The organism is Micromonospora sp. MGP-C2 (assembly GCF_057766525.1).
In genome coordinates, this window is sequence record NZ_JBYMEN010000002.1 from 5221217 (window position 1) to 5242971 (window position 21755).

The following is a 21755-nucleotide window of genomic DNA, read 5'->3' on the forward strand; positions in this document are numbered from 1 at the left end:
CTACGGGCAGCCGAGGGACGCGATGTGCCGCAGGTCAGGGGTTCCGTGTCCGCACCGGCCCACAGCCGTCGGTGGTCCGGCGTGCCGGACCACCGACGGCTTCGTTCACCGGTCGGGCGCTGTCTCGGTGACGGGTCGCAGCGGGCCGCCCCGCAGCGCGTACGCCAGCAGGCCCGTCACCGCCAGCACTGTGGCGCAGACGGTGGCGGCGGTGGTGCTGGCGGGCTGGATGAGCCAACTGGCGACCTGCGTCCGCACGTCCCTGCTGGGGCCCATGACGGGCAGGACCGCGATGAGGGTCCAGATCAGCGGGGCGATCCACGACAGCGCCGCACCGACCAGGGCGGCGCCGAGGGCGGTCAGCCCGAGAAGGCCGGCGGTGTTGCGCAGCACGAGGGCGAGCGGCTCGTAACGCGCGTCGGTGAGCGTGCTGAGTGACAGCAGGGCGATGACCGCGGCACCGGCGAGGAACAGGTGAACGGCACGTCGCAGCGGCCAGTTGACCGACGCGGTGTGGTCGAGGGCGTCGTCCGCGCCGCTGAGGGTGGCGCCGAACGCGACCACCGCCAACATGATGGCGAGGCTCGCGGTCCGGGCGTTGATGGTGGTCGAGTCCGTGTAGACCAGCGACAACACCCAGGCCAGCGTGATCAGCGCCGTCGCGCTGCCGAGCGCGAGAGGGACGCGGCGCGACCGCAGGTGGAGCCGGAACCATCTCATGGCTTCTTCTCCGCCAGGATCGCCAGGAGGCCGTCGCTGCGACAGTCCATCGCCGCCGCGCGGGCCGCCGCCATCCGATCTCGCTGCTCGGCCTGCGGCAGGCTCACCAGCGCCTGGTAGGCGCTCCGCACCCGCTCGATGTCCGCCGGTTCCCACCAGCGCTGCGGGGTTGGCGGCTGACCGCTCACCCAGGCCGTGGCGACCGTCCGGGCCAGGGATTCGTCGGTCTCCGGCTGGTCGCCGCAGTCCTGCCGCCAGGCGGCCTCGAGCAGTGACGGCAGGAAGTAGCCGTCGGACAGGTCGGCGCCGCCGGCGGGGTCGATCGCGGGAGTGTCGAAGACGATCGTGTCGTCGGCGTGCCGGGTCGGTGCCGTGCTCACGCCCAGTCGCCCCCAGTAGGCGATCTGTCGGGACTGCACCGCCCGGCCGGGTGCGTTGGGCAGCTTCGCCGCCATCATTCCGAGTGCCTGGCGGGCGGGGCCGACGACGTCGGGCAGCAACGCGGCGTGCGCCCGTGCCACGCAGACCTGCGGGCCGTCGTCGTCACAGACCAGCTCGATGGCGACCGGGTCGACGACCGCCGCCCCGCGGGTTCCGCCGACGGGCAGGAGCGGTACGGCGACCGCGCCGCCGAGCACCGCCGGAAGCACGGCGAACGCGATGGCGCGGCGGCGGACCGCGCCGAGCAGCAGCAGCCCGGTCGCGGCGAGGGACACCAGCCACAGCGTCTGGAGCACGCTGACCCGGGTCGCGATCGTCTGGAAGTCGTCCAGGCCGTTGAAGGTCGGTACGAGCAGCAGCGCCGACGGCTCCGGCCGGACCCTGGTGAAACTCGCGTCGGTGTGGGCCATCGTGACGAGGTCCGGGACCAACCCCACCAGGACGAAGCCGACCACGGCGAGGATGGGTGCGGTGACCACCCGGGGCACGGCGCGGCCGGCGGCCATGCCGAGCCAACCAGCGGCGACCAGCGCCGGGACGCCGACCGCAGCGACGACGATCGCGCTGGCCGGGAAGTATCCCGCCGTCGGCACCACCCATCCGGCCGCGATGAGGAACACCAGGACGTACGCGGTCGCCACCGCGACGGCCAGCGCGCTGGCGGTCGGGACGACGCGCTGCCAGCGCGGCCGGACGGTGCTGGCGAACAACTCGTTGACCCGGTAACGCGCGTCACGCTGACCCAGCCACGCTCCGCCGGCCAGCGCGAAGGGCAGCGACACCATGAGCATCGACCGCGAGAAGATCGCCAGTTGCATCCACCGCCCGACGAAGAACTGGGTGGACGTGAGCAGCAGCACCGTGCCGGCCACCAACGACAGCAGGCCGATGCTCAGCGCCGCCGAACGGCGCAGCTCGATGCGAAGGATGCGCCCGGTCATGCCGACACCCGGCCGCGGTGGGCGCGCAGCAGCGACGAGTAGCCGCGTTCGGTGGCGCTGTCACCGGCGTCGTCGGTGCCGCCCTGCTGGGCCAGTTCGCCGGCGCTGCCCTGCCACACCAGTCGACCCTCGCTGACCAGCACCACGTCGGTGCAGGCCACGGCGACGTCCTCGACCAGGTGGGTGGAGACGAGCACGCAGCTGTCAAGACCGATGTCGCGCAGCAGCTCGCGGAAGTCGAGGCGCTGCTCGGGGTCCAGGCCGACCGTCGGCTCGTCGAGCAGCAGCATCTCCGGGTCGTTGACGATCGCCTGGGCGATGCCGGCGCGGCGCAGCATCCCGCCGGACAGCGTCTTCATCCGGGAATCGGCGCGGTCGGCCAGGCCGACCCGTTCGATGGCCCGCTGCACCGCAGCGGGGATGACCGTCTTCGGCATCTCCTTGAGCCAGGCCAGATATTCGACGAACTCCCGGACCGTGAAGCGCGGGTAGAAACCGAAGTGCTGCGGCAGGTAACCCAGGCCACGTCGGACCCGGCGCAGGTCCGCGCCGGCGGTGACGTCCTCGCCGAGCAGGGTCAGTCGCCCGGCGGACGGTTTGACCACCGTGGCCAGGGCGCGCATCAACGTCGTCTTGCCGGCGCCGTTGGGGCCGAGCAGCCCGTGCACACCGGTGCCCAACGTCAGGTCCAGCTCGTTGACCGCCAGGTGTCGGCCGGCCCGGACCTGCAACTTCTCGGCGTGCACCGCCCACGGATGGGTCGACGGCCTGGTCTCCGCCACGCTGACCGTACGCATCATGAGGTCTCCATTCGGTCCTGGCTCGGTGTCGTCATCGGAAGGTCCTGGTGAGTTCCCGTGGCCGTCGTCGGGCCCGGACGAGCAGCACGGCCGTCAACACCACGGTGGTGACCGCCCACCCAGGCAGGCTGTTGCCCGTGAGGACGGTCGGGAGCTGCCCGCCGGCCAGGCTCGGCGCCACCACACCCGCGGACCAGGTGACCGCCAGCGCGAGCGCGGCCCGGTCGACGCCCACCACGGTGCCCAGGGCCAACGTCCCGGCGGTGAAGCCCAGCGCCGGCAGCAACCAGAGGCCGACGGAGTGCCCGGTGCCCCAGCCGGCCACCGCCAGCACCGGTACGACCGCGATCAAAACCCCCAACGTGCGGCGCATCAGCAGCGGCAGGCCGGTGCGCGGAGTGGTGGCCGTCAGCTCCCAGGCCGGGTCGAGTCGCCGGCTCCAGACGGCGGCCACCGGCACCAGCGGCGCGACCGGCGCGAGCAGCAGCACCAGCGACGGCAGGCTGGCGAAGGTCTTCTCGAACAGCACCGCGGCCAGCATCAGCCCGGCGGCCGTGGCCAGCCAGGGCAGGGCCCGTGCGGCGACCCCGGTACGCCTGCGCCGCCGACGACGCACCGGGCCGGGGCCGGCGGTGATCCCGGCGGCGAGCTCGTCGGCCACCCGGTCCAGCAGGTCCCGGGTGCCCGGGTCGACGGCGCCGGTCAGCACCGTCCGGCACTCGGCGCAGACCTCCAGGTGTGCCTCCACCGCCCAGACGGTCGCCTCGTCGACGCCGACGCCGCCCGACGCGTACCGGGAGATGAGAGCGGGCGTGGGATGAGTGGTCATGACAGCGCCTCCCGGAGTGCGATGCGGGCTCGTCGCGCGCGGGTCTTCACGGTCCCCTCCGGCATGCCGAGCAGCAGCGACGTCTCCCGGGCGGTCAACCCGTCGAGGACCATCGCGCGGAGCACCTGGCGTAGCTCCGGGGGTAGCGCGTGCAGGGCCCGTTCGAGGTTGGCGTCCATCCCGCCGGCCAGTGCCTCGTCCTCGGCGGCCGGGGCCACGGTCTCGAAGGTCTGCACCGACGGGATCCGCTCGCGTCGGGCCCGGTGGCGGAACGCGTCGATCAGCCGGTGTGCGGCGATCGTCCACAGCCAGCCGACGGCGCTGCCGGAGGTGGAGGACGACTGCGCCTGACTGCCGGCCGAGCGCCAGACCGCCAGGTACGTCTCCTGCAACACCTCGGCCACCATGTCCTCGTCCGCGCAGCGCCGACGCAGTCGGGTGGTCAGCCAGGGGGAGGTACGCCGGTACAGGGCGTCGAACGCGCGCCGGTCACCCCGGGCGACCCGGCGGAGCAGCTCGCCCTCGTCGAGTCCGTCCAGACTTCGTCTCACGTCAGGCAAGACGACGCGAACCCTCGCTCCGGTTCTGTCCTGGCTGTGGCCGTCGTCACAGTTCCGCCGTGTCCGTGCCTGACCGGCGCGGCGTGACACCCCACACACCGGGAACGTCGTTCGCCTGCGGGGCGTTGGCGAGCGAGAGAATCACCTTCGGGTGATCGCCGCACCCGGCCACCCCCACCACGACCCCTGCCTCGTCACTTCCTCGCCTCCATGGGCGGGCACACCGCACCGCGCCCGCCGAGATCTGTGGACGCGGTGACGCCCCAGCACCGCACGTGACGACGCACCCGCTTCCGCAGAGAGACCGAGATGATGAAGCAGTTGGTGGACAAGACCGGCCCCGGCACCAAGGTGGGAGACCCCACCGAGGAGGTCCTGCCCGGTGACCTGATGACCAACCGTCAACGGGCACAACTCGTCCTCGTGCTCGGGGCGTTGATCGCGATCGGGCCGTTGACCATCGACATGTACCTGCCCGCGCTGCCCGCCATCACCACCGGGTTGCAGACCACCGAGACCGCTGTGCAGTTGACCCTGACCGGCACGCTGGTCGGCCTCGCGCTGGGCCAGTTGCTGATCGGGCCGCTCTCCGACGTGGTCGGACGACGGGTGCCGCTGCTGGCCGGGCTGGTCGCGCACATCGTGGCCTCCGTGCTGTGCGTCTTCGCGCCCAACATCGAAGTGCTCGGCGCGCTGCGCGTACTCCAGGGTCTTGGCGTGGCGGCCGCCACAGTGGTCGCGACGGCCGTCGTCCGTGACCTGTTCAGCGGAGCCTCCTTCGCCCGGATCTTCTCCCGGCTGATGCTCGTCATGGGTCTGGCGCCCATCCTCGCGCCGACCCTGGGCAGCGGCCTGTTGAGCTGGACCGACTGGCGGGGCGTCTTCGCGGCGCTGGCGGTGCTGGGCGCGTTGCTGATCGTCGTGGCCGCGCTGAAGCTCCCGGAGACCCTTCCGGTGGCGCGTCGGCGACACGGAGGGATCGGTGCCACCATGCGCGACTACCGGGGGCTGCTCAACGACCGGGCGTTCGTCGGCCTGGTGCTGGTCGCCGGGCTGGCGATGGCGGCCCTGTTCGCGTACGTCTCCGGGTCGTCGTTCGTTCTCCAGCGGGAGTACGGCCTCGACGAGCAGGAGTTCGGCCTGGCCTTCGGGGCCGGCGCGGTGGGCCTGATCGCGGCCACCCAGTTCAACGTCCGGCTGCTGCGCCGCTTCACCCCGCAGCAGATCCTGGTCAGCGCCCTGATCGCCGGCACAGCGGCGGGGCTGCTGCTGGTCATGTTCGCCGCGACCGGCTTCGGTGGTCTGGGCACCCTGCTTGCGTCGCTGTGGCTCGTCCTGGCCGCCACCGGCCTGGCAATGCCGAACGCCCCGGCGCTGGCCATGAGCCGGCACAGCGAGGCCGCGGGCACCGCCGCTGCGCTGCTCGGCGCCGTGCAGTTCGGTATCGGTGCGTTGTCGGCGCCACTGGCGGGCCTGTTCGGCACCGGGAGCGTGCCGATGGCGGTCGTCATCGCGGGCGGCATGGCCGCCTCGCTGCTGGTCATGCTTTTCGTCGTGCCCCGCGCCAGCCTGGGCACTGTCGACCCGGACCTCGCGGTCGCGCTGCACTAGGCAGACAGTGGGCGGGCCGGTCACCCGGCCCGCCCGACGATTTCAGCGGATCTCGGTGGTGTCCTCGGGGCGCGACTGACCGCGCGGCGGGGCGGACCAGGGCGACTCGCCGCCCACCCGGCGCGGCAGCGGCTCGGTTGGTGTCGAATCGCCCGGGTAACCGAGAGTGAGGGGCGCGGTGTCGCGCTCAGCGGGCGTGGGAGACGGCCAGTCGGTCAATGTGAAGTCGTCGTTGCGGGGGCCTCCGTCGTGCACGGGGGTCGGCGTCGCGGCCGGCTCGGTCGCCGCGCGTGGCCACTGCCGCCACCGCTGCCCGCTGAAGGTCGCCATCATCAGCAGCAGACCGATCACGAACAGCGTGCCGTTCTCCACCGGCAGCCGCAGCGGCAACGGATCGCCGAGCATCTTCCACTCGTGCGGGATCGCGTCCCGCACCGCGAAGGGTGCCACGAACATTCCGACGTACGGCGTGACCAGCAGCGACCCGGCCGCCAGCGGGCCCAGCGGCGAGAAGCGCAGCGTGCCGACCAGGCCCAGCAGGACTCCGCCGACGGCGAGGTACACGGCCGGCTCGATCAGGTTCGCGGTGTTGAACGTGCCGGTCTCCACCCAGCGGTCGACTGTCCGGCTCGACCCGTCCTGCCCCAGTGTGACCAGCACCCAGGTGATGGGCGCCACCACCAGCCCGGCGAGGAAGCTCCAGAGATGTCGCATCCGCGCACCGTACCGTTTTCGACATGACTGAGCACCTCTCCGCCGCTCCGATCGGCAAGCCGACGTCGTACTCGCGCGTCACGCTGAGCAAGATCATGACTGCCGTGGACGTGAACCTGTACGGCACCGTGCACGGTGGGGTTCTGATGAAGTTCGTCGACGACGTGGCGGGTGCCGCCGCGGCCCGGCACAGCGGCGGAACGGCGGTCACCGCGGCGATCGACGAGATCGTCTTCTCCGAGGCGGTCCGGGTCGGCGACCTCGTGCACGCCCACGCGCAGGTGAACTGGACCGGCCAGACCTCGATGGAGGTGGGCGTACGGGTGGTCGCCGAACGGTGGGACTCGGCCGAGGACGCGGCGGTCCGGGTGGCCACCGCGTACCTGGTGTTCGTCGGTGTGGACGTGGGCGGGGCGCCGCGGGTGGTCCGCCCGGTGCTGCCGGAGACGGCGGAGGACGAGCGCCGGTACAAGGAGGCGGAGATCCGCCGGGCCCACCGCCTCGCCCGCCGTCGCGCCATCCAGGCACACCGGGCGGGCTGACCCACATGAGGTGGGTGGGTGCAGTGTGGGGCGGGCACGCGTCGGTTGGCGCACCCGGTGCGCAGAATGGCGCTTCGAGGTAGGGCAAGATGGCGCCACGGCCCATTCACAATGTCGTGCCGGGCCAGGGGAGGGTGAAGCAGTGGGTGACATGCTGTGGGCGCCGCCGGCGGACGTACGCGAGCATTCCCGGATCGGCGGCTACCTGCGCTGGTTGCGGGAGCACCGCGGGTTGGACTTCGCCGACTACGACGCGTTGTGGCGCTGGTCGACCACCGATCTGGACGCGTTCTGGCGTTCGATCTGGGACCACTTCGAGGTGGTCGCGCACACCCCGCCGACCGCGACCCTGGCCGAGCGGGGGATGCCCGGCGCCCGCTGGTTCCCCGGCGCCACGCTCAACTACGCCGAGAACGTGTTGCGGATGCCGGGGCGGCTCGACGACGACCCGGTGGTGATCGCGCACGGGCAGACCCGAGCGCCCGTCACGCTGACCGCCGGGGAGTTGCGCGAGCAGGTCCGCCGGGTGTCGGCCGGGCTGCGCCGGCTCGGCGTCACCGCCGGTGACCGGGTGGCGGCGTACGCCCCGAACATTCCTGAGACGTACGTCCTGCTGCTGGCCACCGCCAGCCTGGGCGCGATCTTCTCGTCCTGCGCGCCCGAGTTCGGCACCCGCAGTGTCACCGACCGGTGGCAGCAGATCGAGCCGACGGTGCTGGTCGCCGTGGACGGCTACCGCTACGGCGACAAGCCGGTGGACCGTCGCGCAGAGTTCGCCGCGATCCGGGCGGCCCTGCCGTCGCTGCGGCACACCGTCAGCATCGGTTACCTCGACCCGACCAGCCCCGTGCCCGAGGGCGTGCTGGGCTGGGCCGAGCTGGCCGCGCCCACCGACGAGCCGTCGACGTTCACGCCGGTGCCGTTCGACCACCCGCTGTACGTGCTCTACTCCTCGGGCACCACCGGGTTGCCCAAGCCGATCGTGCACGGTCATGGCGGCATCCTGCTGGAACACCTGAAGATGCTCGCCCTGCATCACGACCTGGGCCCGGCCGACCGGTTCTTCTGGTTCACCACCACCGGTTGGATGATGTGGAACTTCCTGGTCTCCGGGCCGGCGGTGGGCGCGACCATCGTGCTCTTCGACGGCAACCCGGCGGTCCGGGCGGAGCCCGGCCGGCCGGCCGAGCCCGACCTGGGTGGGCTGTGGCGGCTGGCGGCGGAGACCGGCACCACGTACTTCGGCACCTCCGCGCCGTTCCTGCTGGCCTGCCGCAAGGCCGGGCTGGTGCCCCGGGACGTCGCCGACCTGTCGGCGCTGCGCGGGGTGGGTTCCACCGGTGCGCCGCTGCCCGCCGAGGGCTTCGAATGGGTGTACGAGACGGTCGGCGACCGCCTCCAGCTCCAGTCGCTCTCCGGCGGCACCGACGTGTGCACCGGCTTCGTCGGCGGTGTGCCGCTGCTGCCGGTCTACGCCGGCGAGATCGCCTGCCGCGCGCTGGGCGCCAAGGTGGAGGCCCGTTCCGCCGACGGCACCCCGGTCATCGGCGAGCTGGGCGAGCTGGTCATCACCGAGCCGATGCCGAGCATGCCGGTGGGCTTCTGGAACGACCCGGACGGCGCCCGCTACCGCGAGGCGTACTTCGACGTCTACCCGGGCGTCTGGCGGCACGGCGACTGGATCACCATCAACGAGCGGGGCGGCTGCGTGATCACCGGCCGCTCCGACGCCACGCTCAACCGCGGTGGGGTGCGGCTGGGCACCGCCGAGTTCTACTCGGTGGTCGAGGGGCTCGACGAGGTGCTCGACTCGGTCGTCGTACACCTGGAGGACGACGAGGGTGGCGCCGGTGAGCTGCTGCTCTTCGTGGTGCTGGCCGAGGGCCTGGAGCTGGACGACCCGATGCGCGCGAGGATCTGCCGCGAACTGCGGACCGCGCTCTCACCCCGGCACGTGCCCGACGAGATCCACCAGGTGCGCTCGGTGCCCCGCACCCTGTCGGCGAAGAAGCTGGAGGTGCCGGTCAAGAAGATCCTCACCGGCGTCCCGGTCGACCAGGCCGCGGCCAAGGGCGCTCTGGCCAACCCCGAGTCCCTGACGGCCTTCGCCGCCCTGGCCCAACGCCGAGCAGTAGACAACACGAACGCCTGACAGCCCCCGGTCCCGTCCGCTCGCGGCCCCCTCCGCTCGCGTCGATCATGGAGTTGTGGTGCACCGTAGAACGGGCATCGGCGCATCATTCGCCCACCACAACTCCATGATCGACCCCAAGTCGACCCGGACGGGGCGGGCTGCTTACGGGAGGGTCTGGGTGACCTTTTCGGTGGCCTCGCGGCTGGTCAGCCGGGCCGGGTCCAGGTTGGCGCAGAGGACCACGGTGGCCGCCCGGGTCAGGGGGGCCAGCAGCCAGTCGACCGGGTCGGGGTGGCGGCTGGCGTCGACCAGGACCCGCGCGCCGGGCTCGATGCCCAACTCCGCGGCACGGGCCTCGGCGCGGGTCAGCAGCCGCGCGTCGGCGGGGCCCGGACCGGGCTGCGGGGTGAAGTGGTCGCCGTGTCGGCGGACCTCCACGACGTAGTCGGCGAACCCGGGCGGCACCTGCCGCAGCGGGGCGGCGAGCGGGGCCAGCGCGAGGGCGTACCGCTCGTCGGCGGACCAGGACTGCGCCTCGTCGAGCTGATCGGCGGCGGCGAAGAGCACGTCCACGTCACCCGGTGTGTCCACCACGTTCAACTTGGCAGACCAGCAACCCAGCAGCACCGCCGCGGTCTGCCAGTGCGGCGGCAGCAGCACGCCGGCCGGGGTGCCCGCAGCGAGGCCGACCTCGTCGACGAGGAGATTGGCGGTCTTCGCCACCCAGTTCGCCAGTGTGGTGCCGGAAAGTTCGGTGCGGTCACCACTGGCATCGTCGTACCAGGTGAGCAGCGGTCTGGTCGGGTCGGTCGCGATCGCGTCGGCGAACACCCGGGCAATGTTGTCGGCCATCGGCGCGAACGATACGCCCCCGCCGGCCGTACTCGTTGACGATGACAAGTCGGCGTACCGTCGGGTCGCAGTCAGCGCCGCTGCCGCGCCCCGGCGTAGGCTTGACCCCCGGAGTGTTGTTCCCCACAGACGCCAGTGCAAGGAGTCGCCCCGTGACCGCCGGTCGCCCGCCCCGCGTGCTCATCGACGCCACGAGTGTCCCCGCCGACCGTGGTGGTGTCGGTCGATACGTCGACGGTCTGCTCGGAGCCCTCGGCAAGGTGTGCGGGTCGGGGGTGGAGCTGGCGGTGGTCAGTCTTCGCACCGACCTGGAGCGTTACACCCGGATGCTGCCCGGCGCGGAGATCATCCCCGCTCCGGCCGCCGTGGCGCACCGCCCGGCCCGGCTCGCGTGGGAGCAGACCGGCCTGCCGCTGCTCGCGCAGCAGGTGGGCGCGCACGTGCTGCACTCGCCCTTCTACACCTGCCCGCTGCGGGCCGGGTGCCCGGTCACGGTCACCGTGCACGACGCGACGTTCTTCACCGAGCCGGAGCATTACGACAAGTCCCGCCGCACGTTCTTCCGCAGTGCCATCAAGACCTCGCTGCGTCGCGCCAACCGGGTGATCGTGCCCAGCAAGGCCACGCGGGACGAGCTGATCCGGCTGCTCGACGCCGACCCGACACGCATCGACGTGGCCTACCACGGTGTCGACCAGGCTGCCTTCCACGCGCCCACCGAGGAGGAGAAGGCCCGTGTGCGGGCCCGGCTGGGGCTGGGCAACAGCAGCTACGTCGCCTTCCTCGGGGCCAAGGAGCCACGGAAGAACGTCCCCAACCTGATCCGTGGTTGGGCGCACGCGGTGGCAGACCGTGTCGACCCACCGGCCCTGGTGATCGCCGGTGGTCAGGGGCACGACGACGACATCGACCGCGCTGTCGCCGAGGTCCCCTCGCACCTGCGCCTGCTGCGCCCCGGCTACCTGCGCTACGGCGACCTGCCCGGCTTCCTCGGTGGCGCGTTGGTCGCCGCCTACCCGTCCTACGGCGAGGGTTTCGGGCTGCCGATCCTGGAGGCGATGGCGTGCGCCGCCCCGGTGCTGACCACGCCTCGGCTCTCGCTGCCCGAGGTGGGTGGCGACGCGGTCGCCTACACCTCCGAGGACCCGGAGCAGATCGCCACCGACCTGGCCGCGCTTCTCGACGACGAGCAGCGGCGGCTGTCGCTGGCGAAGGCGGGGTTCGACCGGGCGAAGGAGTTCACCTGGGAGTCCAGCGCCGAGGTGCACATCGCCGCCTGGAGTCGCGCCAGTTCCTGACCCTCCGGGGCCCGGCTGGTGACCCATGCCACTTCCGGCAGGCACGTCGGGCATGATGTGCGGATGCTTTATGCGGTCATTCCAGCAGGTGGCAGCGGCACGCGGTTGTGGCCGTTGTCTCGCGCCGGCCATCCCAAGTTCCTCCACCCGCTCACCGGCACCAGCGCCTCGCTGCTCCAGGCGACAGTGGAACGGCTCGCCCCGCTGACCACACCGGACCGGACCCTTGTGGTCACCGGTGCCGCGCACGTCGCGGCGGTGGCTCGGCAACTGACCGGTCTGCCGGAGGAGAACATCCTGGTCGAGCCCTCCCCCCGGGATTCCTGCGCGGCGATCGCGTTGGCCGCTGCGGTGATCGCGATACGCGACCCGGACGCGGTGATGGGCAGCTTCGCGGCCGACCACCTGATCCGCGACCCGGAGAGCTGGGTCCGCACGGTCCAGGAGGCGGTTCGCGGGGCCGAACAGGGCATGCTGATGACCGTCGGGATCACCCCCACGCGGGCGGAGACCGGCTACGGCTACCTGGAGACCGGCGACCCGACCGAGGGCACGCCGTGGCGGCCGGTGGCCGAGTTCAAGGAGAAGCCGGGCGCCGAGGTCGCCGAGGCGTACGTCCGTTCGGGCCGGTACCTGTGGAACGCGAGCATGTTCGTGTGGCGGGTGGACGTCTTCCTCGCCGAGCTGGCCCGCCAGCAGCCGGCGCTGCACGCCGGTGTGGCAGCGATCGCCGCCGCCTGGGGCACCCCGGAGCAGGACGAGGTCCTCGGTGCGATCTGGCCGACCCTGCCGAAGATCTCCGTGGACTATGCGGTGATGGAGGGCGCGGCCACGGCGGGTCGCGTCGCGACAGTGCCGGGCGACTTCGGCTGGAACGACGTCGGCGACTTCCACACCCTGGGCGAGGTGCTGCCGACCGACGACGCGGGCAACGTGGTGCTCGGCACCGACGCCAAGCCGGGTGTGCTGCTGCGCGACAGCGCCAACATGGTGGTCGTGCCGCAGTCGGGGCGGTTGGTGGCCGTCCTCGGGTTGCGCGACCTCATCGTCGTGGACACCCCGGACGCGGTCATGGTCTGCCCCCGCGACCGGGCCCAGGACGTCAAGGCCCTGGTCGACGAGCTCAAGGAGCGAGGCGAAGAGGGCTACGTCTGAGGGCTGCGAGGGCCGGCGCGACCATTTGCACGGTCCCGCCGGCCAGTGGCTCGGGCAGCTGGTCCAGCGGGAACCAGCCCAGCTCCTCGGCCTCGTCGCTGACCTGCTCCACCGCGGCGGGCGGGGCCAGCACGGCGAACCGGACGTCGTGGTGCAGTGACCCGCCCTGACACTGCACCTGGTGCACGTCCACGTCGATCGGCACCGGGTCGATGCGCAGGCCGGCGATCCCGGACTCCTCGGTGGCCTCGCGGAGCGCGGCGGCGACCAGGGTCTGGTCGGTCGGCTCACAGTGCCCGCCGAGCTGCACCCAAAGCCCGAACTTGACGTGCAGGCAGAGCAGCACCTGCGAGCCGGTGGCGTCCAGGACCAGGGCGCTCGCGGTGACGTGCCCCGGTCGGTGCTGCCGACTCATTGCGATCGGGCCGGTGCCGAGCAGGCGGAGGGTCCGGTCCCGCGCTACGGCCGCGTCCGGGCTGGTGGGCTGCCAGCCTTCGAGAAGCGCGGTGGCGTCGGCGTGCAGCGTCGCGTACGTCTCGGGGTCGGTCGGGTGGGCGGTCGGTCCGGTGATCGCGGTGTCGGGCACCCCGTCACTGTACGAGCGGGTGCTTCGTACGCTGGCCTGGTGACCCTGCGACTCGTCGAATTCGTGGTGGCCGGCAACGAGGCCAGTGATCTCCTGCCGGTGCGGTCGGCGGCCCTGCTGCGCGCGTACGGCGCCCGGCGGGGCTTCTGGACCGTGCTGGACGAGGGGCCGGTGGAGCGCTGCCTCGCCCTGCTGCTGGAGCTGGACGACGGCGAGTGGACGGCCCGGCACGTGCTGGCGGACGCCGGTGCGGAGAACGGGCGGACCGAGGACGGTGAGGCGCTCGCCCACCACGACGGCTGGGTGTACGTCTTCGGCTCCCACTTCGGCTCGAAGGGTGGCCCGCTGCGCCCCCGACGTGCCTTCGTGGCCCGGTTCCGCGAGGACGACGCTGCGGCCGCGCCGATCCCGGTGCACGTGGTGCGCAACTCGTTCCGGCTGCACCGGGCGGTGAACGACGCCCTGGCCGAGTCGCCGCTGGTCCTGTTGCCTCCGGGAGAACGGGTGCGGGCCCGGTTCATCGTGGAAACCCTGGCCAGGGGGACCGCCCGGGAGAAGAGCTGGGTGAGTCGCGTCACCCCGGACGACCTGCCGTTGAACGTGGAGGCGGCGGCCTTCACCCCGGCCGGCACGGTGCTGCTCGGTCTGCGTTTCCCGGTCACCGAGGACGGTGAGCCGATCCTGGTCGAGGTGGCCGACGTGCCGGGCATGTTCACGACCGAGCCTTCGTGGCCACGGGCGTTGCGCACGTACGTGTTGACCGGGGTCACCCCGACCGGGGAGCTGACCGGCTTCCGGGCGATCACCCCGACGGCGGACGGCGCGTACGCGGCCGTGATCGGCTCGATCGACGCGCTGGGCAAGGGATCGGTGCTGCTCGACGACCACCCTGGTGGGGGTGACGTCACCTCCCGACACGTCCGCTTCCGTCTCCCGGACGGTGGGTCGGACGACGCGTGCCGGCTCGGCGGGGAGCTGGTGGCGGACCTGGCGCCGTTCCACCACGTCGAGGGGGTGGCCGAGCTGGACGGGCGGCCGTTCTACGTCACGGACGAGGACCACCGGGTCGCGCTCTGGGTCGGCTGAGGGGGCGGGATGACCGGACGGCACCTCTGCGGAGCAAGGGCCGCAGACCCTCGTGGTGCCGCCCGATCACCGGGGCCTCCCCATGGCCCGGCGCCCTGGCGCCGGGAGCGTCGAGGACGCGCCGGCACCTGTTCGGGCACTGAGAGCATGCCGAACCCGCCCCGTTGGCGTCGAGGTTTTTCAGCCCAGGCTTAAAGATGGAGATTAGTGCCGTCCAGGTAGAGTCGAACGGTCATCTGGCATCCCCCTGCCGGGGACTCAGGAGTGCTCCATGCTGAAGATCCACTTTTCTGGGGAGGACATCCTCCGGACCCGGTTGGCGCCGGCTGCGGACCCGATCTGGGAGCTGGTCCTCAGCCTGCACGTGCTGCAGGGCCGCAACCGCGACCCGTTGACGGCCAACTGGCGGCGCACCGTGTCCCAGGCGTTGCGTCAGGACGTCGCCTCCGAGCAGCTTCGGTTGCTGTTCGCGCTGAACCCGCCACGCGGCTATTTCCCGGACTTCCTCACCCCGTACGACAGCGTCGACGGCTTCGAGGCCGGGCTGGACGCGCTCCGCCGCACCCCCACCGAGCTGCTGCACCGGGACCTGAGCGTGCTGGCCGCCGAGACCCAGCTGCCCTCCTCTGCCGCCGCGCTGGCCCGGGGCGAGGTGGCGGTGCTGCACCACCTCGCCGAGTCGATGGAGCAGTACCGATCGCTGGCGATCAACCCGTACTGGAGCAGGATCCAGGCCGCAGTGGCGGCGGACCGGGCCCGCCGCGCCCGGGCACTGCTCGACGGCGGCGTCGAGGGCCTGCTCACCAGCCTCCGGCCGGCCATGCGCTGGGAGGACAGGGTGCTCGAGGTCCGCCACTACCCGCACAGCCGGGAGATGCACCTCGACGGCCGAGGGCTTCTGCTGGTGCCGTCGTTCTTCTGCGCGAGCACGCCGGTCGCACTGCTCGACCCGGCGCTGCCACCGGTGCTGGTCTACCCGGTCGACCGGCTGGGCGGGCTGGCACCGGCTGACCGCGTCGCGGCGATCCCGTCGGGTGCTCCCCGCGACTCGCTCGCCGCGCTGCTCGGCCGCACCAGGGCGGCGGTGTTGCAGGCCACCGACGAGGGCTCCACCACCGGCGAGGTCGCCCGTCAGCTCAACATCTCAGCGGCGGCAGCGAGCCAGCACGCCACTGTGCTGCGCAACGCTGGACTGCTGGTCAGTCACCGGGAGCGCAACAGCGTGCTGCACACGCTCACGCCGCTCGGCCGGGCCATGCTGGACGCCTGACCCGGCCGTCTCTCACAGCGCGAGCGCGGCGCTCGCCGGGCTGCCCGGCGGTGGCGGCAACAGGGTCGACCCGACGCCCTCGGCGGCCAGGGCGACGCGCAGTCGGTGCAGGTCGGCGCCGAAGCGGACCAGACCCATCGGCTCGACGGGCGTCGGGGCCGAGCCCAGCACCAGGGCGGCGCCCTCCGGCCAGCCCGGCATCTCGGCGACCAGACCGGCGCGTACCTCCGCCTCGTCGACCAGGGTGAAGACCGTGCCGGGGGCGACGACCTCGGCGACCGCGTCGATCGCCCGCCGCACCGCGGTCAGGTCGGCCTGCGTCGAGCCGAGAGCGTCGGTCAGGGTGGCGGCGTCGGTGAGCCCGGCGGCACGGGCCTCGGCGGTGCCGAGTGAGAAGAGGTCCTGCGCGGCGTCGCGGATCAGCGCCCGCGCACCACCGGCGTCATCCGATCCGGTCGTGGAGAGATAGCCCCGGACCACCGCGACCGGCACCTGGTCACACTTGCCCTTGATCAGCTCGCCGGCGCCCGCCAGCTCGTCCACCACGGCCATCTGGGTCAACTGCAACTCGTTGCCGTACGGGTCCACCTCGCCACGGTGGTCCCGGATGGCCGGCATTCCGGCGACGCCGAGCGCCACGTCGGTGAGCCCGTTGCGCCAGGGCCGGCCCATGGTGTCGCTGATGATCACGGCCAGATCCAGGTCGTAGCGCTCCCGCAGCGCCTCGCGCAGAGCCCGCGCCGACGCGTCCGGATCGACAGGCAGCAGCACCAGTTGGGTCTTGTCCACGTTCGACGCGTCGATCCCCGCGGACGCCATCACGAAGCCGTGATGGGTCTGCACGATCCGGGTCGGCCCCCGGCTGGCGACCACCCGGGCGGTCTCACCGGCCAGGACCTCGTCCCGGGCGGCCAGCCGCTCCGGACCGTCGGCCGGCACGTCCACCAGCCGCCCCTCCGCCTTGGAGACGATCTTGCTGGTCACCACCAGGACGTCGCCGTTGCGCAGCCACGGCGCCGCTGTCGCGATCACCGCCGCCAGATCGTCACCCTCGGTCACGTGGCCGATGCCGAGCACCGGCAGGATTTCCAGCCTCACGTCAACTCCACCGCGGCGCGGACCATGGCCGCAGTCGCCGCCTCGTCGGTCATCCGCAGCGGCACCGCGCGGACCGTCACCCCGGGCACCACCGCGCCGGCGTCCTCCTCGGCCACCAGCCACCCGTCCAGCAGGCCGCCGTCCGGCCGGCCCCCGTACAGGCGGCCCACTCCGGCGGCGCTGCACTCGACGCCGAGGACGGCGAGGCAGCGGTCGGCCATGCCCCGCACCGGAGCGCCGCCGATGATCGGTGAGACACCCACCACCGGCGCCGGGCTGTCGGCCACCGCCGCACGCAGCCCCGGCACGGCCAGCACCGGCGCGACGCTCACCACAGGGTTGCTGGGCGCGACCAGCACCAGATCGGCCGAGCCGATCGCCTCCAACACGCCGGGTGCCGGCTTCGCCGTCTCCGCGCCGACGAACACGAAGCGCTGAGTGTCGATGTCGGCGCGGTACCGCACCCACCACTCCTGGAAGTGGATCGCCCGTTGGCCCTGCTCGTCCTCGACCACCGCGTGGGTCTCCAGACGGTCGTCCGTCGCCGGCAGCAGACGTACGCCCGGCTCCCAACGGGTGGACAGCGCCTCGGTGACCGCGCTCAACGGGTAGCCGCCGTTGAGCATGCTGGAACGCACCAGGTGGGTGGCGATGTCCTTGTCGCCGAGGCCGAACCACGTCGGCTGCGCCCCGTACGCGGCCAGCTCCTCCTTGACCGTCCAGCTCTCGCCGACCCGACCCCAGCCCCGCTCCGGGTCGGCGCCGCCGCCGAGCGTGTACATGACGCTGTCCAGGTCGGGACAGATCTTCAACCCGTGCAGCCACAGGTCGTCGCCGACGTTGACCACGGCGGTCACCTCCGCGCCGACCTCTCGGGCGTACGCCCGGACGCCGAGCAGGAACCGGGCGCCGCCAATGCCGCCGGCCAGAACCACGATGCGCATGTCGACCATCCTCGCGCACGTGACGCCTCCGGTCCGCCGGTGGCCCTAGAGACTAGGCTCACGTGCGCCCTGTCCGTTCATGCCCCGAGGGGGACCTCGTGACCAGCCCCGCCGAGCCCGCGTCCACCGACGCGACGAAGGCCCGTCAGCTGACCAAGCCACTACGCGAACTCGCTGCGCTCGCGTTGCTCGGCGCCAACGCGGTGTTCCTCTTCGTGGGCCTGCTCCGGCTGATCGCCCCGAACGACTACAGCTCCTTCACCGACCGCGCGGGCAGCGCCTTCTACGCGTTCATCGGGGTGGAGGCGGTGGTCCTCCCACTGCTGGCCGTGCTGTTGGCCACGCACGTCTCACCGGTGCTGCCGAAGGCGAAGCTGATCACTCAGGTGGCCCTCGCCGAGTACGCGGTCAGCGCGCTCTTCGGCACGCTGACCATGCTGATCTGGACGGTCGGCCGCCTGGCCGACGCCGAGGTCCTGGACGCGCTCCTCGGTGTGCTCACCCGGTTCGCCTGGATGGTGATCTTCGCGGTCGCCGCGTGGGTGGTCTACACCGTCTGGCGCGCCCACTACTACGTGCCGCGGCCCAAGGCCCAGCCCGGTGTCTACGGCCAGGCGCAGCCAGGTTGGCCGCAGCAGCAGGGTGGTTGGCCGGGCCAGGGGCAGCCCGGTGGCCAGCCGCAGGGCGGTTGGCCCGCCCCCGGCCAGCCGGGTGGCTATCCGCAGCCGGGCCAGCCGGGTGGTTACCCGCAGGCCGGCCAGTACGGTCAGCCGTCGCCGCCGTTCCAGGCACCGCAGTCCGCGCCGTCGTTCCCGCAGTCCGCGCCCCCGGCGAACCCGGCCTCCCAGTCCGCGCCGCCAGCGCCCGCCGCGCCGCCGTTCGGGCAGCCGCCGTCGGCCGACCCCACCCAGACCATCCCGCGCCAGTCCGCCGACCCGACCGAGGCCATCTCCCGCCCCGGCGACACGGACAACGACCGCACCCAGCAGCTGAAGCCAGGCGACAACCCCGACCACCCCCGCTGACCGGGGCCCGGCGGGTTCTTTGATCACTTGATGCTCAGTAGTCGTCAGCGAGTCTGCTGAACTGCTGAGCATCAAGTGATCAAGAGGGCGAACGCGTGCCGTTTCCCACGGTGCGGGCCGGGACTGGTGGGCCGGGCTCGCGCTGCGCATAGGCTGAGCGGATGGTTGATCGCACCCACTCCGGTCCGAGCGACGCGAGCGTGCGGCGGGCCCTGGGCCGGGCCGCGACCGGGCGTGCGCTGGATGTCGACGAGGCGACCGCGCTGCTGTCCGCTCGTGGTGACGCGCTCGACGAGCTGCTCCGGGTCGCCGGGGGGATCCGGGACGCCGGTCTGCGTGAGGCCGGGCGGCCGGGCGTGGTCACGTACTCCAAGAAGGTCTTCATCCCGCTGACCCGGCTCTGCCGGGACCGCTGCCACTACTGCACGTTCGCGACGGTGCCGCACCGGCTGCCGGCGCCGTTCCTGGACCGCGACGAGGTCCTCGCGATCGCACGGGCGGGTGCCGCGCAGGGCTGCAAGGAGGCCCTGTTCACCCTGGGTGACCGGCCGGAGGAGCGCTGGCCGGCGGCCCGCAGCTGGTTGGACGAGCGCGGTTACGACTCCACGGTGGACTACCTGCGTGCCTGCGCGGTCGCCGTGCTGGAGGAGACCGGCCTGCTGCCGCACCTCAACCCCGGGGTGCTGTCCTGGTCGGAGCTGCAACGGCTCAAGCCGGTCGCGCCGAGCATGGGCATGATGCTGGAGACGACCGCGACCCGGCTCTGGTCCGAGCCGGGCGGCCCGCACTTCGGCTCGCCGGACAAGGAGCCCGCGGTCCGGCTGCGGGTGCTCGACGACGCCGGCCGGGTTGGCGTGCCGTTCACCACGGGCATCCTGATCGGCATCGGGGAGACCCCCGCGGAGCGGGTCGACGCGATCTTCGCGATCCGCCGCGCCCACCGGGAGTACGGCCACCTCCAGGAGGTGATCGTGCAGAACTTCCGCGCCAAGCCGGACACGGCGATGCGCGGCATGCCGGACGCGGAGCTGCACGACCTCGCCGCCACGGTGGCGGTGGCCCGGCTGCTGCTCGGCCCGAAGGCCCGGATCCAGGCCCCACCGAACCTCATCGCCGGCGAGTACGACCTGCTGCTGCGCGCCGGCATCGACGACTGGGGTGGCGTCTCCCCGCTCACCCCGGACCACGTCAACCCGGAACGCCCGTGGCCGCAGATCGAGGAGCTGGCCCGGCACACCGAGCTGGCCGGGTTCACGCTGCGGGAGCGGCTGACCATCTACCCGGAGTACGTGCGCGCCGGCGACCCGTGGCTCGACCCTCGGCTGCTGCCGCACCTGAACGCGCTGGCCGATCCGACGTCCGGCATGGCGGTGGAGTCGGCCATGCCGCAGGGCCACCCCTGGCAGGAGCCGGAGGAGGTGTTCGGCGGGCGGACCGACCTGCACACCACCATCGACACCACCGGTCGGACCGACGACCGGCGGGGCGACTTCGACAGCGTCTACGGTGACTGGGCGGAGGTCGCCACCAAGGTGACGGCCGGCCCGGCCGCGGCCGCCGGCGACCACGATCTGCGGGCCGGGCTGCGGCTCGCCGCCGACGACCCCGCCGCGCTGCTGGAGCCCGCGCACACCGACGCCGCTCTGGCGCTGTTCGGCGCGGACGGTCCGGCACTCGACGAGTTGTGTCGGCTCGCCGACGACGTGCGCCGGGACGCGGTCGGCGACGACGTCACCTACGTGGTCAACCGCAACATCAACTTCAGCAACGTCTGCTACGTGGGCTGCCGCTTCTGTGCCTTCGCGCAGCGTGAACGCGACGCCGACGCGTACCGGCTCTCCGTCGACCAGGTCGCCGACCGGGCCGAGGAGGCGTGGACCCTCGGTGCCAGCGAGGTCTGCCTCCAGGGCGGCATCGACCCGAAGATGCCGGTCACCGGGTACGCCGACATCGTGCGCGCGATCAAGGCCCGGGTGCCGGAGATGCACGTGCACGCGTTCTCGCCCATGGAGATCGTCACCGCCGCCGCGAAGGCCGGCGTGCCGGTCCGCGACTGGCTGACCCAGCTGCGCGAGGCCGGGCTGGACACCATCCCGGGCACCGCCGCCGAGATCCTCGACGACGACGTGCGCTGGGTGTTGACCAAGGGCAAACTCCCGGCCGCCGCCTGGGTCGACGTGGTCAGCACCGCCCATGAGCTGGGCATCCGGTCCAGCTCCACAATGATGTACGGCCACGTCGACCATCCCGGGCAGTGGCTGGCGCACTTCCGGGTGCTGGCCGGGGTGCAGGACCGCACCGGTGGCTTCACGGAGTTCGTGGCGCTGCCGTTCGTGCACACCAACGCCCCGATCTACCTGGCGGGGATCGCCCGACCCGGGCCGACCTGGCGGGAGAACCGGGTGGTGCACGCGATGTCCCGGTTGCTGCTGCACGGCCGGATCGACAACATCCAGTGCTCCTGGGTGAAGCTGGGCGACGAGGGCACTGTGGCGATGCTCCAGGGTGGCTGCAACGACCTGGGCGGCACGCTGATGGAGGAGACCATCTCCCGGATGGCCGGTTCCGGCAACGGGTCGGCGCGTACCGAGGAGCAGTTGCGGGCCATCGCGACGGCGGCCGGGCGGCCGGCGCGCAAGCGCTCGACTGCGTACGGTCACGCCCGGCCCTGACGTCGAACCTTTCCCCGCCGCCGGCCGTACCACGCGGTGCCGGCGGCGGTCGCGGCGAGGACCGCCGCCGGTGTCCCCACGGGGCCCGGCGGCGTCGGTAGACGGCACCGGACCCGTCCGTCTCCGCGGGCGCGTTCGCGCCGCCGCCGGAAAGGTTGCCCATGACCAGTGATCAGCGGAAGCGGCAGTGGCCGCGACTGACCCGCCGGCAGACGTTGACCGCCGCGGCCAGCGCCACCCTCGGCGCCGCCGCGCTCACCGTGCCGGGCCTGTCGGCCGCGCAGAACGCTCCCGGCGCTGCCGGGCGAGCCGACGAGCCGATCGTCGTGCACCTGCGGGACGCCGATTCCGGAACGATGGACATCTTCGTCGGCGAGGCCCGGGTCGAGGTACGCGACCGTGGCCTGGCGGACCGGCTGCGGCGCGCCGCCCGGCGCTGACCCGGCACCCCGCCCTGCCACCCTGTCCCCGCCCAGT

The 21755-nt window shown here is 72.5% G+C and carries 20 protein-coding genes; 10 read left to right on the top strand and 10 right to left on the bottom strand.

Going from position 1 to position 21755, the window contains the following annotated elements; translation table 11 throughout:
• Positions 1–105 precede the first annotated feature (105 nt).
• From AC3CF1_RS24080 to AC3CF1_RS24100, 5 genes are read right to left on the bottom strand one after another with little or no spacing between them, the layout of a single operon-like run.
• The gene (locus AC3CF1_RS24080; RefSeq protein WP_488451300.1) at positions 106–720 is read right to left on the bottom strand and encodes a hypothetical protein; all 615 of its coding nucleotides are present in this window, start codon (positions 718–720) and stop codon (positions 106–108) included.
• Complete coding sequence (locus AC3CF1_RS24085) at positions 717–2102, bottom strand: hypothetical protein (protein ID WP_354981416.1); 1386 nt, start codon at positions 2100–2102, stop codon at positions 717–719. Before AC3CF1_RS24085 ends, AC3CF1_RS24080 begins: the two co-directional genes overlap by 4 nt.
• On the bottom strand, positions 2099–2899 hold the full coding sequence (locus tag AC3CF1_RS24090; protein ID WP_354981434.1) for an ABC transporter ATP-binding protein: 801 nt from the start codon (positions 2897–2899) through the stop codon (positions 2099–2101). Before AC3CF1_RS24090 ends, AC3CF1_RS24085 begins: the two co-directional genes overlap by 4 nt.
• 34 nt (positions 2900–2933) lie before the next feature.
• Positions 2934–3731 carry a zf-HC2 domain-containing protein gene (locus AC3CF1_RS24095; protein ID WP_354981415.1) on the bottom strand — a complete coding sequence of 266 codons (798 nt, stop codon included), beginning with the start codon at positions 3729–3731 and terminating at the stop codon, positions 2934–2936.
• Positions 3728–4282, bottom strand: a complete 555-nt coding sequence (locus AC3CF1_RS24100) for an RNA polymerase sigma factor (protein ID WP_197699583.1) — start codon at positions 4280–4282, stop codon at positions 3728–3730. Before AC3CF1_RS24100 ends, AC3CF1_RS24095 begins: the two co-directional genes overlap by 4 nt.
• A gap of 321 nt (positions 4283–4603) precedes the next feature.
• On the opposite strand from AC3CF1_RS24100, the gene AC3CF1_RS24105 reads away from it, so the two are divergent.
• The gene (locus AC3CF1_RS24105) at positions 4604–5902 is read left to right on the top strand and encodes a multidrug effflux MFS transporter (protein ID WP_370453072.1); all 1299 of its coding nucleotides are present in this window, start codon (positions 4604–4606) and stop codon (positions 5900–5902) included.
• Positions 5903–5944: 42 nt separating this feature from the next.
• Here AC3CF1_RS24105 and AC3CF1_RS24110 read toward each other — a convergent pair whose 3' ends face one another.
• Positions 5945–6616 (bottom strand): hypothetical protein, encoded by a 672-nt coding sequence (locus AC3CF1_RS24110; RefSeq protein WP_488451301.1) that lies wholly within the window; start codon positions 6614–6616, stop codon positions 5945–5947.
• A 23-nt stretch (positions 6617–6639) separates the two neighbouring features.
• Here AC3CF1_RS24110 and AC3CF1_RS24115 point away from each other — a divergent pair, with 23 nt between their 5' ends.
• Positions 6640–7158, top strand: a complete 519-nt coding sequence (locus AC3CF1_RS24115; protein ID WP_088946282.1) for an acyl-CoA thioesterase — start codon at positions 6640–6642, stop codon at positions 7156–7158.
• Between the two features lie 142 nt (positions 7159–7300).
• The gene (locus AC3CF1_RS24120) at positions 7301–9310 is read left to right on the top strand and encodes an acetoacetate--CoA ligase (RefSeq protein ID WP_488451302.1); all 2010 of its coding nucleotides are present in this window, start codon (positions 7301–7303) and stop codon (positions 9308–9310) included.
• A gap of 144 nt (positions 9311–9454) precedes the next feature.
• Here the strand turns inward: AC3CF1_RS24120 and AC3CF1_RS24125 are convergent, their stop codons facing one another.
• Complete coding sequence (locus AC3CF1_RS24125) at positions 9455–10144, bottom strand: TIGR03089 family protein (protein ID WP_210793215.1); 690 nt, start codon at positions 10142–10144, stop codon at positions 9455–9457.
• Between the two features lie 152 nt (positions 10145–10296).
• On the opposite strand from AC3CF1_RS24125, the gene AC3CF1_RS24130 reads away from it, so the two are divergent.
• Both AC3CF1_RS24130 and AC3CF1_RS24135 read left to right on the top strand, forming a co-directional pair.
• Positions 10297–11442, top strand: coding sequence for a glycosyltransferase family 4 protein (locus tag AC3CF1_RS24130; protein ID WP_328532887.1), 1146 nt, complete (start codon positions 10297–10299; stop codon positions 11440–11442).
• Positions 11443–11505: 63 nt separating this feature from the next.
• The gene (locus tag AC3CF1_RS24135) at positions 11506–12597 is read left to right on the top strand and encodes a mannose-1-phosphate guanylyltransferase (RefSeq protein ID WP_355162311.1); all 1092 of its coding nucleotides are present in this window, start codon (positions 11506–11508) and stop codon (positions 12595–12597) included.
• On the opposite strand, the gene AC3CF1_RS24140 is transcribed toward AC3CF1_RS24135, so the two are convergent.
• Complete coding sequence (locus tag AC3CF1_RS24140) at positions 12566–13168, bottom strand: NUDIX hydrolase (RefSeq protein ID WP_488452124.1); 603 nt, start codon at positions 13166–13168, stop codon at positions 12566–12568. The two genes, AC3CF1_RS24135 and AC3CF1_RS24140, sit on opposite strands and share 32 nt — an antisense overlap.
• Positions 13169–13222: 54 nt before the next feature.
• Here AC3CF1_RS24140 and AC3CF1_RS24145 point away from each other — a divergent pair, with 54 nt between their 5' ends.
• Positions 13223–14269: a hypothetical protein gene (locus AC3CF1_RS24145; protein WP_355162310.1), complete on the top strand. Its 1047-nt coding sequence runs from the start codon at positions 13223–13225 to the stop codon at positions 14267–14269.
• Between the two features lie 271 nt (positions 14270–14540).
• Positions 14541–15539 (top strand): ArsR/SmtB family transcription factor, encoded by a 999-nt coding sequence (locus AC3CF1_RS24150; RefSeq protein ID WP_354981409.1) that lies wholly within the window; start codon positions 14541–14543, stop codon positions 15537–15539.
• Between the two features lie 12 nt (positions 15540–15551).
• On the opposite strand, the gene AC3CF1_RS24155 is transcribed toward AC3CF1_RS24150, so the two are convergent.
• Complete coding sequence (locus AC3CF1_RS24155; RefSeq protein ID WP_488451303.1) at positions 15552–16637, bottom strand: coenzyme F420-0:L-glutamate ligase; 1086 nt, start codon at positions 16635–16637, stop codon at positions 15552–15554.
• The gene (gene cofD, locus AC3CF1_RS24160; RefSeq protein WP_088951473.1) at positions 16634–17581 is read right to left on the bottom strand and encodes a 2-phospho-L-lactate transferase; all 948 of its coding nucleotides are present in this window, start codon (positions 17579–17581) and stop codon (positions 16634–16636) included. Before cofD ends, AC3CF1_RS24155 begins: the two co-directional genes overlap by 4 nt.
• 98 nt (positions 17582–17679) lie before the next feature.
• On the opposite strand from cofD, the gene AC3CF1_RS24165 reads away from it, so the two are divergent.
• From AC3CF1_RS24165 to AC3CF1_RS24175, 3 genes are all read left to right on the top strand, one after another.
• Positions 17680–18606: a hypothetical protein gene (locus AC3CF1_RS24165; RefSeq protein ID WP_488451304.1), complete on the top strand. Its 927-nt coding sequence runs from the start codon at positions 17680–17682 to the stop codon at positions 18604–18606.
• Positions 18607–18767: 161 nt separating this feature from the next.
• Positions 18768–21278, top strand: a complete 2511-nt coding sequence (locus tag AC3CF1_RS24170) for a bifunctional FO biosynthesis protein CofGH (protein ID WP_488451305.1) — start codon at positions 18768–18770, stop codon at positions 21276–21278.
• 161 nt (positions 21279–21439) lie between these two features.
• A complete protein-coding gene (locus AC3CF1_RS24175; RefSeq protein WP_099850668.1) occupies positions 21440–21718 on the top strand; it encodes a hypothetical protein in 279 nt (92 codons plus the stop codon).
• Positions 21719–21755: the final 37 nt, after the last annotated feature.

Coding starts and splice junctions, on each gene's coding strand:
- AC3CF1_RS24080 (WP_488451300.1), bottom strand. CDS start 720: ATGAGATGGTTCCGGCTCCACCTGCGGTCGCGCCGCGTCCCTCTCGCG.
- AC3CF1_RS24085 (WP_354981416.1), bottom strand. CDS start 2,102: ATGACCGGGCGCATCCTTCGCATCGAGCTGCGCCGTTCGGCGGCGCTG.
- cofD (WP_088951473.1), bottom strand. CDS start 17,581: ATGCGCATCGTGGTTCTGGCCGGCGGCATTGGCGGCGCCCGGTTCCTG.
- AC3CF1_RS24125 (WP_210793215.1), bottom strand. CDS start 10,144: ATGGCCGACAACATTGCCCGGGTGTTCGCCGACGCGATCGCGACCGAC.
- AC3CF1_RS24170 (WP_488451305.1), top strand. CDS start 18,768: ATGGTTGATCGCACCCACTCCGGTCCGAGCGACGCGAGCGTGCGGCGG.
- AC3CF1_RS24135 (WP_355162311.1), top strand. CDS start 11,506: ATGCTTTATGCGGTCATTCCAGCAGGTGGCAGCGGCACGCGGTTGTGG.
- AC3CF1_RS24110 (WP_488451301.1), bottom strand. CDS start 6,616: ATGCGACATCTCTGGAGCTTCCTCGCCGGGCTGGTGGTGGCGCCCATC.
- AC3CF1_RS24150 (WP_354981409.1), top strand. CDS start 14,541: ATGCTGAAGATCCACTTTTCTGGGGAGGACATCCTCCGGACCCGGTTG.
- AC3CF1_RS24105 (WP_370453072.1), top strand. CDS start 4,604: ATGAAGCAGTTGGTGGACAAGACCGGCCCCGGCACCAAGGTGGGAGAC.
- AC3CF1_RS24095 (WP_354981415.1), bottom strand. CDS start 3,731: ATGACCACTCATCCCACGCCCGCTCTCATCTCCCGGTACGCGTCGGGC.
- AC3CF1_RS24115 (WP_088946282.1), top strand. CDS start 6,640: ATGACTGAGCACCTCTCCGCCGCTCCGATCGGCAAGCCGACGTCGTAC.
- AC3CF1_RS24175 (WP_099850668.1), top strand. CDS start 21,440: ATGACCAGTGATCAGCGGAAGCGGCAGTGGCCGCGACTGACCCGCCGG.
- AC3CF1_RS24090 (WP_354981434.1), bottom strand. CDS start 2,899: ATGCGTACGGTCAGCGTGGCGGAGACCAGGCCGTCGACCCATCCGTGG.